This is a genomic window from Shewanella sp. 10B (genome assembly GCF_023475885.1).
GTDB classification, from domain to species: domain Bacteria; phylum Pseudomonadota; class Gammaproteobacteria; order Enterobacterales; family Shewanellaceae; genus Shewanella; species Shewanella mangrovisoli.
Genome location: NZ_JAMDJO010000006.1, coordinates 91,013 through 105,012, shown reverse-complemented (window position 1 = coordinate 105,012; position 14,000 = coordinate 91,013). Strand labels below are relative to the sequence as shown.

Genomic DNA, 14,000 nt, shown 5'->3' with positions numbered 1-14,000 from the left:
ATACCCGAGAATGACAAAGCAACCCGTTCGCTACGACATGATGAGCTTGAACGGCGATTAACGCCATATCACAACGAGCAATTCGCATGCTTTACCTGCGGCGTAGGTTGTTTCACCCGATTAAGGAACACGACACCCGCTAACATCAAACATACTCCAACGAGCGACGCCCAATGAATACCGCTGGCGCGAGATATTATATCCAGCACAACGCCTGTCAGCATCTGCCCACATATCACCAGCAAAGTACAACGCATCACCCCTAACGATGGCAATGCCCAACTATTTAGCACGACAAATAAAGCGCCAATGACTCCACCGAGGTACAAATACACTGGCGGCTGCCCTTGTAGCTGATTTGCGCCACTCTCTAGGCAGATTATCCATGCACTCAAGACTACAAAGCCCACAATATGATTAAAGCAAGATGCGATTAACGCATTGCTATGTTTTGCCAAGGCACCATTAAAGGTTCGGCTTAAGGCAATTAAACCGCCATTAAGCAGTGCGATAAGTACCATCAATTCCATTCAATTTCCCCTGCGACGCCAGCTAATGTGCATAAATCACTAACATGGCTCCCAACAAAATCATCACCATAGCAATGACTTCTGTGAATCGAATGCGCCGCTTAACGACACCGAAATAACCACAACAGTCGAATATACAGCTCAAGATTAACTGCCCCACAAGCATCAAGGCTAAGGTGCCAGCCAAGGCTAATTCACTGTTGACTGTGACAGCGGCCAACACAACCGTCGCAGCACCAGGAACACCACCTAAATACGCCCACCAAGGTAACCATGATTGACTCGCATCGGTATTCAAAGTCGACCTGGCATCTTTACCCATTAGCCTTTTTCTCAGTAAAAACAGCATCAACAATACTGTTATTGCCCCAATACCATGAGCCATCCAAGATGCCAAAAGCGGTGAGCTATACATAGCAAGCTGGCTATTGAGTTTAATCATTAATGCCAGTAAAACGCCGGAGCAGAGCGCCACAAAAGACATAACTAAGGTCAGTTTATTAGACGTTTGCATCAAAACAGCCCATCTATTTTTGTTGCAAAATATTCTACAGTGATAGTTTAAACCTTATAATCCACCGTAATAGAAACTTATTGTTGAGCTTTAGCTGACAATTAACATTGATGATTTCCGCTTTAAGCGAGATGCAAGAAGCAAGTGAGGTTCTAAAGCCCCTCATACTCAGCTTAAAGTGATAGAAATAAGAGACCTACAGCCGAGCCTCGGCTGTTTCACCATCGTTTGATAAAGGAAGCCCTGCATGGAACATTTTTCCGCCCTACCCATTTTTGTCACTGTGGTGGAATGCGGTAGCTTTTCCGCTGCGGGACAAAAACTCGGGCTGAGTAAATCAGCCATCAGCAAACGAGTCACGCAGTTGGAGCAACACTTAGGGATTCAACTGTTACAACGCACCACCCGCAGTTTGAGCCTAACGGATGCTGGCGCGCGCTATTTCGAATATATTCGCCCAGCGGTACAGCTCACCCAAGAAGGATTGGATGCCATCTCCGAATTGCAGCAAACACCTAAAGGCAATCTGCGAATTTCCGTGCCTATGGTGTTTGGCCGCTTGTATATTGCGCCTTTAATCGCTGAATTTTTAAAACGTTACCCCGATATTCAGCTACAAATGCAAATGGATGACAAGACCACAGATTTAATCGCAGGCGGTTTTGATTTAGCCATTCGTATCGGTGAACTGCCCGACTCCAGCCTTATCGCCCGCAAAATAGCCCCTTGTTTAAGCGTTATTTGCGCGTCCCCCGCATATCTAGCTCAGCACGGTGCCCCCCTCACTCCTAGCGAGTTAACTCAGCACAACTGTTTGTTTTACAGTTACTTTCAAGATGGTGTGGAATGGAGTTTCCACAGTCCCAATGGCGTGCAACGTGTTCAGCCCAAAGGCAACTATCAGGTGAATAATAGTGATGCTATCCACCAAGCCTGTCTCGATGGCCTAGGCATCGCCAACCTACCGCGCTTCATCGTAGAGTCCGATCTACAGGCTGGGCGTTTACAAACGATACTGACTGACTTTCCACTCCCCGAACATGGTATTTATGCTGTGTATCCACAGCGAAAATATCTCCCAACCAAAGTAACGGTATTGATTGAGTTTTTGATGGAGCAGTTGGGAAAAATCTAGGAAGTAATATTTAACCCACTGCCAGTTTGGCCGCGTCATGCCACATTACATCAGGGATTGGCTGCTCTAATCTCCATGTAACATTCATGGGTTGTGAACCGTTATGGCTGACATAATGCACTTTGCCAAAATTCACGAATCCCATAGTGCGGCCATTTTCATCTTTTGATTGCTCTCGAACAAACAACAGCACGGTTTTCCCCAGCTTTTGTTGCTTAATATAACTCAGACCTCGACCACGTTCTGGCCGTGCACTATTTTGCGATTGCCAGTGGAATAGATGTTCACTAATCGCATAGTCGTGATACATGGTTGTCGGTGAAAACTGCTTCTCTGATTTATTTAACGTAACAAATAAACACTCAAGGTTTTGCTCATTAATCGCAAGAACACCTTCCCTTGAAGGCGATTTAGCTGCAAATGTGCTTGCACCCATCGCCGCTAAAATTTGCTCACGAGTATAACGAGAGTGCACTTTCAACGCTGTGGGTTGGAGTAATTCCAAATCCATTTCTTGATGGTGTATCCGGTTAATCAGTATCGCCAAGACAGACAACAACTCTTCTTGCAACGGCTTATTACGTAACATCAGCAAGCTAGCCGCTAAACTGTTAACGTTTAAAGCCGTACCTGATTTATCCCAAAAGTTGTAATGACACATCAAAGCAAACTGATTTTGAATAGGATCCAACCCATTAAAGACAAAATCATTTTCGCATAACTGCTTGATAAATTTTAAATAGGATAATGACGTGCAACTGAGTAAGTGGAAGTTAATCGCGCGATAATATGCCTTGGCTAAATCCTGCTGAACTGCAGGTTCTGCAATCTTATTCCCCTGTACCGCCTCGACTAATAAGGTCCATCCACTTTGGCCATTAATCTTTATGCGATAAATATCTTCAAGGCTCACTTGCGGGTTCATGCGTAAAAAATTGCCTAGCGTGAGCGGCAAGTCAGTTTGATGTTTAAAGTTTGCCATTAGACTGGTTAATCGATTGGCATTGAGCGTTGCGCGGCTAATATTACGCAAAATCATCGACTGTGCTTTCTCTTCAAGTTCAATTCGGCACCCTAGCGGTAGATGCGGAAAATCATTGAGAATTTCATCTTTAATCGACTGATTGGTTTTACCGACTAACGCTCTAAATTTCTGAGAAAAATCGTATTCATCGCGTGAATTGCCAACAAAATCTAATACGGTACAACACTGCTTATCATCGGTGAGACGCAAACCTCGGCCAAGTTGTTGCAGGAATATGGTCAAACTTTCCGTTGGCCGTAAAAATAACAAAGTATCCACCTCTGGGATGTCGACACCTTCGTTGAAAATATCCACCACACACAAAATGGATAATTTGCCACTAACTAAGCTCTGCCGTTTTTGTTGCCGTCCAGAGCTATTATCACTGGTCAGCACATCGGCACTGATCCCCGCCAAATTGAACTTCTTCGCCATAAACTCGGCGTGTTCCTTGGTTACACAAAAGGCTAACGCCTTAATATTGTCTATATCAGTTACGGTTTCAGCTAGGCTGCGAATAATACGCGTCACACGCTGTTCATTGTGAGTATATAAATTGCTCAGTTCAGCAACGTCATAACGACCACGGCTCCAACTTAACTTACGAAGATCTGTCTCATCATCGATCGCAAAATATTGAAAAGGACACAAATGCCGTTGATTGATGGCTTCGGGTAAACGTATTTCTGCGGCAATCACACCGCAAAAGTCCACTAAAATATCAACACCATCATGACGCTCTGGTGTAGCCGTCAACCCAAGTAAAATCGTCGGCTCAAAATGTTCTAATAGCCCACGGTAACTATTCGCAGCAACGTGATGGACTTCATCAATAACAATATAATCATAAAAATCAGTTGCTAATGGCAAGTTATCAAGTTGCAGATTTAAGCTTTGGATAGATGTGAATAAGTGTTTGTAACTATTTGGTTTATGCTCTGCCACCCATAGCTCGCCAAATTGATTGTTCTTTAACACACCGCGATAAGCGCCGAGGGCTTGCTGTAAAATTTCTTGCCTATGGGCAACAAATAGGAAATTTGCTTCTGGATGTTGTTTATAAAACTGCGCGAAATCGAATGCGGAAATAATCGTCTTACCCGTGCCGGTTGCTGCAACAATAAGGTTTTTAAAACGACCATGAACGCTTCGTTCTACTGCAAGCTGTTCGAGGATTTCTCGCTGATGCGCAAACGGCTTAATGTCAAAATGAAATGAGCTCGGTTCAGTGCCACTGCCTTTCGCTTCTTTGAGCGCATTGTTTAACTTTTCTTTGCTGCTCACATCACCGCTAAAAAGCTCAAATTCGTTCGATTCCCAGTAAGTTTCAAAGGTACTGAGCGATTTATCAATGATGTGTGGAATTTCTTGGGTGGTGATCTTAAGGTTCCACTCAAGCCCACTAGTCAATGCAGAATGCGATAAATTTGAAGAACCGATGTAACCGGTATGAAAACCCGTATTTCGTAGAAATAAATAGGACTTTGCATGCAACCTTTCGCGTTTAGTGTTGTAACTTAATTTGACTTGGGTATTAGGTAAACCAGCTAGAAACTCGACGGCTTTCGCATCAGTCGCGCCCATATACGATGTAGTGATGATGCGTAACTCTTTACCACTACGTGTAAACTCCTCAAGTTCATGCTTGAAGATGCGAATCCCCGCCCACTTGATAAATGACACCAGCCAATAGATTTTATCCGATGAACGGATCTCACGTTTAAGCTCACTTTCAAGTGATAATCCCGCATTACTCCCGCAAAAAAGCTCGCTTTGAGTTAGCCCCGTTAATGGAAATATGGCGGCCGTATATTTAGGTAAGTCAGTCGCTATCGGGTTTTGTTTGTTAAAAAGAGCCGTGAGTATTCGACCTTGGCTATCGATAAGATTTTCATTAATAAAATCATCATCGTTAATGTGCTCTTTGAGCCACATCACTAACCGGTTAGCCAAACCGATTTGATTGAAGACTTGGTTTTCATCGGCGGGAACTGAATTAATCACATATTCAATTACTTTAGTCAGAAAACGTGAGAGCCAAATACTTGCCTCAGCAACTTCTAGCTTCCTTTCTCCAACAAAAAATATGTCCTTATCTAAGCGCTGCTCAACGAGTTGAGTAATAAGCTTTTCGTAAATCCCGACCTGTTCCATAGCCAGATATGCCCCAACACTAACAATCAAAGTTGTAGCGAATATATCACATAACAATTTGATTCAAATTGCGATTTGTGGGATGGCTTTATCTTTTACGATAGAGAGTTAATACAGCCTAGGCTTTAAACTAATCGATTACTTACGATAAAGGCCGTAATTCCACGCGGTAAATATGTTCGGCAGGTGAGCATATTCTCCACAAGGCAAACTAGCCTCTACAGCCCATTCGGCAATAAGTACCTCGTACTTCGGCCGCCGGCGTCGGCTTTTACTAAAAAGCCTTGCTCGACCATTTGCGCAAGGTGACGGGTGGCTGTGGCGCGGCTTACCTTAGCGACCTTTTGATACTGGCTACTATTCATCCCTAATTCAAAATCGCCATCTAACATCCGATTGAGCACTTTGGCTTGCTCTTGACTCAATAAGGATTGATCGAGATTTTGCCAATACTGCGTTTTCCGCAGAGTCTTGTTCACCTCTCCCATAGCATTGAGTAAGCAATCATTGAGGGTTTCAAAAAACCATACTAACCAAGGAGTAATATCGACATCGCCCCTTTGGGTGGACTCTAAAATGTCATAGTAGGCTTGGCGACGGGCCAGAATACTGACCGACATAGCGTAAAAGCGAATTGAGCGTTTTTCCGCTTGCGCCAAAGCTAAATCGGTCAATAAACGCGTGATGCGCCCATTTCCATCATCAAGGGGGTGTAGAGTCACAAACCAAAGGTGAGTTATCGCCGCGCGGATAAGCGGATCTAAACCCAGATCTTGCCTTGATGCATTAAACCATTCAATAAACTGCGAGAGTTCAGCGTCCAAAGTCGCTCGAGAGGGGGCCTCAAAATGTACCGTTGGTTTATCAATCCGGCCTGAGACAACTTGCATAGGCGTATCGCCACGTAGCGCTCCACCAATAACGGGGTTAAACAGCGTATAACCCTGGGGAAATAACTGTTTATGCCAACCTAATATCCGCTCAAGGGTTAACTCTGTATCTAAATTTTTTAAGGCATCGAGCATAATGTCAGCCAAACCATCGGTTTGCGCAGTGGTCGGATACGGTTTGTCTTCGGACACGCCGAGTTTTTTAGCCAAGGATGAGCGCACCGAAGCCGCATTGAGCTTTTCACCTTCAATGGCACTGGAGTGGATAATATTAGCGAGTAAGGTATCGAGTGCCGCCGCTGAGGTTAACTGGTTGTCGTCGTGACTTAGTATTTGCTTGCCGAGCAGTTGGCCCTGATTGAAATAAACCTGACGCAGTAAGACATCAATGCTGCTGGCATTCCAATGAAATTTAGGCCAATCGGCTTGCTGCCAAATCCACATATCTTACCCCATGACTCAAATAACAAACCTATTCTACTCACATAATGAGTCAATTAACAAATCTATTCACCTCATTTAATGAGTCAAATAATATCAACAATCGCCTCACCTTGCCCAACTGCTTCTAGCATAAAGGGATTTATGCTGTTGATTGCCTCTACAAAGCAATACCGACGCAACGCCAGCTTTGCGCTGCCAAAACCGACTCACTGCGATATACTGCCAACGTTGATAAAACACTAATGCTAAACCCAATTTACACACCCATCGCGACCACGCTGACAAGAATGCTGAGCCCAATCCATGCCTGAAAACCCAACTATTGCCACCCTTCCCGATTCTCAAGGGCATAACCATAGTGAAGATGTGCAGAGCAATCAGCCACAGTGCGATTCGACTACACCAAATGACATCAGGCCAAATGCAATTAAGCCAAGCGCAATCGAGCTGAGTGTAGTTAAGCATGAGTCGGTGGTTGCCGAGCAAAAACAGAAGGTTATTTTTATCGGCTTGCCCCGGACTGGGACGACGAGCGTGAGTGTAGCGTTATTGGAGCAAGGCTTAAAAGTGGCGCATATGGCTTTTACTAAAGAGGCCTTTATGCAGGCGGATGCGATTTCCGATGCGCCTTGTTTTAGCGATTTCAAACAGTTGGATGGATTATTCCCCGAGGCCAAGTTTGTTTATCTTGACCGCGAGTTAGACTCTTGGGTACCGTCGATGCAGATGTTGCTGAGTCGAATGCTGCCACATCTAGACGCACAAACCGGTCGATTCCACCCAATCATGAAGCGCAGTTTTCGCCATAGCTTTGGTGTCGGTCTGATTGAAAACCCGCAAGATGAACAACATCTTATCGATTGTTATCAGCGCCATAAAACAGAGGTATTGGACTACTTTGCGGGTAGACACAACTTCCTCTGTATCGATGTCAGCCGCCAAGGCGCCCTCGGCCAGCTATTAGCATTTATGGGATTAGCCAGCGCCCAAAACCAACAGAACTTTCCTAAACTCAATGTCGGCCGCAACGTCGCCAGTTGGGATGAATATAAACACCCGAATAAGATCAGCGCTAATGTCTCGGGGCCTGAAAAACGTAAGTTCTTCGATTATAAGCTTTAACACCCTAACGGATAGTAAAGCTAATCAGGGGTATTTCGGCGTTTTACCACAATTAACCAGTCGAGACTCACGCCCGAGATCGCGTTAAAGCCGCGGATACGGAAGATAAGTTGCAGTAACTGCGGCCGAGGCCTGACTTTAGGTTCGACCGAGCGCGGAATAAACCATAGTGTCACAAATGCACGCAGTATGGTCGAAACGAGAAACACCACAAAAATCGGGCTACTGAGCCAAGTATTCCAACCTGACCAGACTAAAAAGTCCGCCGCATGGGAGGCTATCGTGCCACCGACCATGGCCCCCACAAACACCAATCCCGCGCTCAGTGATGCCTGCAGCGCCGCATAGGTGGCAAAATCACTGCGAAAGGGACGAATATCATAAAGGTAATTGGCGGTGCTTAGGGTAAAGCCGCTCCAAGCGAGGCCCGAAAATGCCTGAATCGCCAGAATATAGAGATAGTTATCGGAAAACAGCCACAGCAGCGGCAGGCTTGGGATCATGCAACTGGTGATAATCATCACCAAACGATTACCAAATTGATCGCTAAATCGTCCCCAAAACTTCAGCGTCACAAACTGAGTCGCTATCGATGCCACGCTGGCTAGCACAAATTCGATGTAGCTAAACTTCAAGTCTTCCAACATATACACGGCGAAAAACGGTGCCGAGATGGCCACCATCGCCTGCATACTGGCCACAAATAGGCTGTATTGGCGGAAAGTTTTATCCTTCCATGCGCCGCGAAAATTGCGGATGGTTTGGATAAATACGCCCCGCTGCTTGGCTTCACGCGGGTCCGGGTCGTGCATTTGCAGTAACAACCAAGCCGAGACAAAACGCCCCATAGCCGCTATCGAAAACAACAAGGTAAAGCCTAGCCAGGCCATTTGCAGCGAATCAGTAAGGGTAAGAATGCCACCGCCGACAAAGATCACACTTAAGGATGCGCCCATGGTTAAGCGGGTGCGAGCCGCAAAAAAGGCACCACGACGACGTTCGGGTACGATAGACCCCATCCAGGCGCGCCAATGGGGTTGAATAAGATTGATAAACCCATGGTATCCCACGGCGAGCCCGATAAATATCCACACAGAGTTATCGGGGCGAAAGGCCGCTAACGCGCCCATGCCCAATACCACCAACGCCTGCAAAGCTGCGCAGTAGACGATAAAACTACGGCGGGAAAAGTGACTCGCTAACCATACCGAAACCAACTGCGACATCGCCCCTAAGAGCTGCGGCAAACCAGTAACAAAACCCATTTGCGCAAGACTAGCACCGAGAAAAATTGCGTAAGCATTGAAAAAGTTATCGCTCGTCGCCGTCATCATCGACGATGCAACGGCTTCCTGCTGCGAGCGACGCAGAGTACATCTTAACCAGAGATTTCTAGCGCTACGGCGCGAACACGTTAATGCAGTGGGAGCTTCGAGGGTGCCCATTCCAAGCCAAATCCATATGAGACTAGGGGTTTTGATGTTGCAATTATGTCGTATATAAGCCAAAAACAAAACGCCCCAAATGGGGCGTTTGATTAGGGCGTGTTGACGTTTCAGGGTTAGAAGTAAGCCTTTAACTCGGTTTCTTGATCTAACAGGCTTTGATACAAGGTAAATTGATTCGCAGCCCTATCCAGATTGTGGCCCTCACGGTGCACATGGAAATACACGTCACCATTGAGATAATCCGTTAAAAAACGCACGCCAATCATCAGGCAAATCACTCGCGCTCCGAGCCAGAGGCTACGTTTTTCGACCTCAGTTAACACCTCACCCAGCTCACTTAAATAACCACGGCAAATGGCGGCAAAGATGGATTGGCGCACTTTAACATTCTCAAGGGCGGTCGAATCTTCGGCTTCAGGCGAACAGAAGGTACGCACCATATCGCCAAAGTCATACATCAGATGCCCTTTCATGCAAGTATCGAGGTCGATAATTGCCATGCTCGACATGTCGCGCTTATCAAACAGCATGTTGTTGATTTTAGTGTCGTTGTGGCAAATACGCAGCGGGAGCTGTGGCGAAATCTCGGCTAGCTCATCTAATAAACTCTGCTGTGACAGGGCGTAATCGACCCAGTTGCGGCATGAGTCTAACCGCTTAGCTTTATCCTGCTGCACCGCTTGGCGCAGCATTTCCATCCGTCCCGGCAAATGATGGAACTGCGGGATAACATCCTCAAGCTGAGTGGCGTCGAAATCACTCAAGGCACAGGCAAAATGACCAAAGGCCTTAGCCGCCATTTCGGCTTCGGCTTCAGACTTCACCACCTCGATACTTAAACTATGGGGCAAATAACTGATAGCGCGCCAAAATCCCTGCTCACCCAAGTCGATCGCCAGCTCGCCGTCTTGAGTGAGACAAGGGCTCACAACCTGCAAGCCATATTGCTGTTGTAATGCCTTAGCACACAAATGATGGCTAATTTTATCGGCATTACTCACCAATGCCTGCGGCGTCTTAAACACTTGGGTATTAATACGTTGCAGCACTAACTCACCCGTAGGCCAACGCACTAACAAGGTATCGTTAATATGACCATTCCCTAACGCTGAGATTTTTGCTTCGTCGGCTTCAATTCCAAAATGAGGCAACACTGACTGCCTGATGAGTTTAATCACTCAATAACTCCATTAATTTTTGCTTTACCCAGACAGTATCCTGCGGATAGGTCACACCGAGCCAAGGTTCACTGGCCACATCGACAAACACGGGCACACCTAGCTCAATTCCCGCCTGAACCACGGCGGGCAAATAGCATTCAGATTTAGGCAATTGGCCTTGTTGTTCGATAAATACCGTTAATTCACGTTTAATAACATCAAATATGCTTGGCGAGAAGCCCCAACAGGTCATTGAGACCAGCGACTGCGAAGGAAGCGGTGCCAATCCCTCAGGGCCTTCGCCGATAAAACCATGATCTTGAGCTTGAATATTCAACCATTCGGCGACTGAACGCAGCAGCCCCTGCTCCACTTGGCATAAGCCACGATTCACGCCACCGTGCTCGGATAAGGTCAACTCAATCGGATAAGCCACCATCATCCAATCATGGGGTCTGGCGGTTAATCCCTTCGCTAAAGAAGCAAAGGCGCTGTCGCCGTAAAAATCATCGGCATTGATCACCGCCATTGGCCCATTGACACTATCACGGGCGCACCACAGGGCATGTGCCGTTCCCCAGGGCTTTAAACGATGGCTTACATCCGTAAGCTTCGCTTCGGCGGGCAAATCGGTGAGCGACTGATAACAAAAGTGATACTCAAAGTCCGCCGGTAAAAACCGTGTCAACAAGTCGTGGAGTTCCGCTTCCAATTCGGGGCGGATCACCAGCACGGCACGCTTAAACCCGCTGCGGATCGCCGACTGTATCGATAACACCAACATGGGTTCGCCCGCAGGACCAAGGGAGGCCAATTGCTTATCGCCGCCAAAACGACTACCTAGCCCTGCCGCCATAATGACTAAGGTCAAATCTGTATTCATGTGGGATTAGTGTTCAGTTCGTATTAAAGATATTTTCCCGAACCTCGCCGCAATCGGCTTTGCGAGCACATTTAAAACAAGATTGGAGAAAAAGAGGAGCAAAAGTGTAATCTACCCCTCTAGTCCTGACTAGAATTTTATCGATTTAACGGGCTAAATAATTACCAAAATTGCGATTAGGCTCTAAAACCGCTTGGCTGCCCTTGAGGCTGAACTTGTAACCACACAAACCGATGCTGCCACGACGAGCCAGATCAGTGATGATACTGGCGGTATCCAGCGGCGTGAAACGCGCCTCCGTTGCCGAATCGTCCAGCAAGTCTACGCTGATAGTGCGATACTCAGTGCCATTATTAAACACCAGCGCACTACAACTCTTATCGCCCTTGGCCGTGGCAATAGACCACAGGTTTTGCGGCTTACCACGTTCACCTAACCAGCGAATAATTAACACATCTTGCTCTAACGCCACCGAAAAACCATCGGGCATATCTAAGGTCACACGATCGCTTGCAGCAATAGGCGCCGAAGGCACGATAGGAGCAGCCTCCTCATCCTGTGACTCATCACTATTGGGCCATAATCCCCACACGAGCAAGACTAACAGCACGGCGCCAAGTCCACCGCCGACGGGCAACCAATAACGGCGCTCAAGCTTAGGTAATTTAGGCAACTTAATATAACGTCGATAAGGCGCGAAAAACTCGGCAACCCCTCTAAACAATTCAGTCATCGAGCCCGACTCTTTCGCCTCGGCGCGGCGACGACGCACTTCTTCAGCATGCTCAGTATCGTTAAAGGCCGCGGTATCTTCATCGGGTTCAAAACGCCACACTGGCTCATCACTGTGCTCGGCAGGGTCGAGCGGTGCCCGCTTAAACTCCGCGCCCTGTAAATCAACTTGGGATAAATCCACATCGGCGATGTCGATACGAGTTTGTTCGACTCGGCTCTGATTAGCAGGACGAAAATCGGCGTGGCTCTCGAGTAACGCATCTTGCACGACAAAGTCAGCTGGATTTTGCATCATTTTCGTTAACGCATCGAAGCGTAATTCATCTTGGCGCAAGGCATCCAACTCGGCGTCCACAACGGGGGAAGCACTCGTAGGCTCAGTATGAGAATAGGTTTCGGCCTCTGTCGATACCGGAATATCCGGCGCAGCATGGGATACTGTGGCATTCTGTGCCGCAGCAGCCTTTGGTGTTAATACGGGCTCGACTCGGCGACGGGGAATAGCCTGCGAGGTAGGGGTATCTAATGCTGGGCCATAATAGCCCAAACGGTATTCCACTAACGTGGGAGAGGTTAAACGTGTGCCCCAAAAGGTCGCACCAGCGCCCAAGACCAGCCCTAGAATGGCGACTACGGGCGGCGCAGCCACTATATACAGCGCCAGTAAAATCAGTAGCGGCAGAATAAATACCGCAACCAAGGCCTTAGGCTTAGCCGCATCATTTAAACGGCGCAGCGCCGTAAGGGCGAGCAAAGGTAAGCCCACTAGCGCTAAAAGATACATTAAAAAGTTCGGCCCAAACGCGGCGACAGCCAGTGAAATGCCCAAATACACACCAACACTGATGGCCACAAAGCGGGGACGGGAATCACGCCCATGAAGGCAGAAAAGAGATTTTAACAGCACGACCCTTCCTTTATAGTGAAATAATCCTAGCGCACACGACTCTATGTCGCATAGGCACGAGCGTAACGAATTTAGCCGCAATTGTCAGTGCAATAAGGCGTTAGACGGATAAAAATGCCGATAATATCCATCTAAAACTAAATCAGGCTTAAATCTCAGGTCAACGGCTATGTGTCTAAACGCTGTGATTTCAAACCTTGGTCCACGTAGTAACGGTGAAGAGTGAAATTTTCCAATCGGGACAAAGGCCTTCAATAAAAACCGTCATAGACTACAATTGCCGACTAACTAGCCCTAGCGTTTTTAAGGTCAAAATCTGTATAATGCTCGGCTTTCTGGGCCCTTCTTGCGTTAACCAACTGGATATTTTGCTCATGACCGCACGCGGAAATTTATTTATTGTTTCAGCCCCGAGTGGTGCTGGTAAATCCTCGCTGATTTCGGCGCTGCTGAAAGACAAACCCGCCGACATGCAGGTTTCAGTGTCGCACACTACCCGTGCGCCTCGCCCCGGCGAAGTAAATGGTCAGCACTACCATTTTGTTAATGTTGAAGAATTTAAAGCGCTGATCGCGCAAAATGCCTTTTTCGAGTGGGCCGAAGTGTTCGGTAACTACTATGGCACGTCACGCCACGTGATTGAGCACACTTTGACTCAAGGTATCGATGTCTTCCTCGATATCGACTGGCAAGGCGCCCAGCAAGTCAAAGCCGTGATGCCAGAGGCCATTGGTGTATTTATTCTACCGCCCTCAAGGGATGAGCTAGAACGACGCCTCACAGGCCGCGGCCAAGACAGTGCTGATGTGATCGCTAGCCGGATGGCACAGGCGGTTTCTGAAATGTCGCACTATAAAGAATATGATTTTATTATCGTCAATGACGATTTTGACACAGCACTGGCCGATCTGCGGGCGATCATTCGCAGCCAACGCTTAACGGGTGCTAGTCAGATCCACGCGCAAAATGATATGCTTAACGATCTGTTGGCAGGCTAACTGCCTTAGTGTACAATTTTGCGTCATTTTTTCCCTAGATAAACTGGAGTTTCAAC

The 14,000-nt window shown here is 47.1% G+C and carries 11 protein-coding genes; 3 read left to right on the top strand and 8 right to left on the bottom strand.

Annotated features, from left to right (window positions below; translation table 11 throughout):
• Positions 1-68: 68 nt before the first annotated feature.
• Positions 69-530 carry a DMT family transporter gene (locus M0415_RS17525; RefSeq protein ID WP_249556362.1) on the bottom strand — a complete coding sequence of 154 codons (462 nt, stop codon included), beginning with the start codon at positions 528-530 and terminating at the stop codon, positions 69-71.
• 22 nt (positions 531-552) lie between these two features.
• Positions 553-1,044, bottom strand: coding sequence for a DMT family transporter (locus tag M0415_RS17520; RefSeq protein WP_249556363.1), 492 nt, complete (start codon positions 1,042-1,044; stop codon positions 553-555).
• A gap of 247 nt (positions 1,045-1,291) precedes the next feature.
• On the opposite strand from M0415_RS17520, the gene M0415_RS17515 reads away from it, so the two are divergent.
• Positions 1,292-2,179, top strand: a complete 888-nt coding sequence (locus M0415_RS17515) for a LysR family transcriptional regulator (protein ID WP_249556364.1) — start codon at positions 1,292-1,294, stop codon at positions 2,177-2,179.
• 10 nt (positions 2,180-2,189) lie between these two features.
• Here M0415_RS17515 and M0415_RS17510 read toward each other — a convergent pair whose 3' ends face one another.
• Both M0415_RS17510 and M0415_RS17505 read right to left on the bottom strand, forming a co-directional pair.
• Positions 2,190-5,357, bottom strand: a complete 3,168-nt coding sequence (locus M0415_RS17510; protein ID WP_249556365.1) for a DUF3427 domain-containing protein — start codon at positions 5,355-5,357, stop codon at positions 2,190-2,192.
• Between the two features lie 218 nt (positions 5,358-5,575).
• Entirely contained in the window at positions 5,576-6,691 is a 1,116-nt protein-coding gene (locus tag M0415_RS17505) for a Fic family protein (RefSeq protein ID WP_249556366.1), read from the bottom strand.
• A gap of 303 nt (positions 6,692-6,994) precedes the next feature.
• On the opposite strand from M0415_RS17505, the gene M0415_RS17500 reads away from it, so the two are divergent.
• Positions 6,995-7,813 carry a sulfotransferase family protein gene (locus M0415_RS17500; RefSeq protein WP_249556367.1) on the top strand — a complete coding sequence of 273 codons (819 nt, stop codon included), beginning with the start codon at positions 6,995-6,997 and terminating at the stop codon, positions 7,811-7,813.
• Positions 7,814-7,833: 20 nt separating this feature from the next.
• On the opposite strand, the gene M0415_RS17495 is transcribed toward M0415_RS17500, so the two are convergent.
• The 4 genes from M0415_RS17495 to M0415_RS17480 form a co-directional block, all read right to left on the bottom strand.
• Entirely contained in the window at positions 7,834-9,258 is a 1,425-nt protein-coding gene (locus tag M0415_RS17495; protein ID WP_249556368.1) for an MFS transporter, read from the bottom strand.
• A 116-nt stretch (positions 9,259-9,374) separates the two neighbouring features.
• Complete coding sequence (locus M0415_RS17490) at positions 9,375-10,439, bottom strand: phosphotransferase enzyme family protein (RefSeq protein ID WP_249556369.1); 1,065 nt, start codon at positions 10,437-10,439, stop codon at positions 9,375-9,377.
• The gene (locus M0415_RS17485; RefSeq protein ID WP_249556370.1) at positions 10,432-11,304 is read right to left on the bottom strand and encodes a nucleotidyltransferase family protein; all 873 of its coding nucleotides are present in this window, start codon (positions 11,302-11,304) and stop codon (positions 10,432-10,434) included. Before M0415_RS17485 ends, M0415_RS17490 begins: the two co-directional genes overlap by 8 nt.
• A gap of 145 nt (positions 11,305-11,449) precedes the next feature.
• Complete coding sequence (locus M0415_RS17480) at positions 11,450-12,946, bottom strand: hypothetical protein (RefSeq protein ID WP_249556371.1); 1,497 nt, start codon at positions 12,944-12,946, stop codon at positions 11,450-11,452.
• Between the two features lie 374 nt (positions 12,947-13,320).
• Here M0415_RS17480 and gmk point away from each other — a divergent pair, with 374 nt between their 5' ends.
• The gene (gmk, locus tag M0415_RS17475) at positions 13,321-13,944 is read left to right on the top strand and encodes a guanylate kinase (protein ID WP_220056718.1); all 624 of its coding nucleotides are present in this window, start codon (positions 13,321-13,323) and stop codon (positions 13,942-13,944) included.
• The last annotated feature ends 56 nt before the right edge of the window (positions 13,945-14,000 follow it).

Bases quoted from the DNA above. Each gene is read 5' to 3' on its own strand.
- M0415_RS17510 (WP_249556365.1), bottom strand. From the start codon at position 5,357: ATGGAACAGGTCGGGATTTACGAAAAGCTTATTACTCAACTCGTTGAG.
- M0415_RS17520 (WP_249556363.1), bottom strand. From the start codon at position 1,044: ATGCAAACGTCTAATAAACTGACCTTAGTTATGTCTTTTGTGGCGCTC.
- M0415_RS17485 (WP_249556370.1), bottom strand. From the start codon at position 11,304: ATGAATACAGATTTGACCTTAGTCATTATGGCGGCAGGGCTAGGTAGT.
- M0415_RS17525 (WP_249556362.1), bottom strand. From the start codon at position 530: ATGGAATTGATGGTACTTATCGCACTGCTTAATGGCGGTTTAATTGCC.
- M0415_RS17500 (WP_249556367.1), top strand. From the start codon at position 6,995: ATGCCTGAAAACCCAACTATTGCCACCCTTCCCGATTCTCAAGGGCAT.
- M0415_RS17495 (WP_249556368.1), bottom strand. From the start codon at position 9,258: ATGGGCACCCTCGAAGCTCCCACTGCATTAACGTGTTCGCGCCGTAGC.
- gmk (WP_220056718.1), top strand. From the start codon at position 13,321: ATGACCGCACGCGGAAATTTATTTATTGTTTCAGCCCCGAGTGGTGCT.
- M0415_RS17505 (WP_249556366.1), bottom strand. From the start codon at position 6,691: ATGTGGATTTGGCAGCAAGCCGATTGGCCTAAATTTCATTGGAATGCC.
- M0415_RS17515 (WP_249556364.1), top strand. From the start codon at position 1,292: ATGGAACATTTTTCCGCCCTACCCATTTTTGTCACTGTGGTGGAATGC.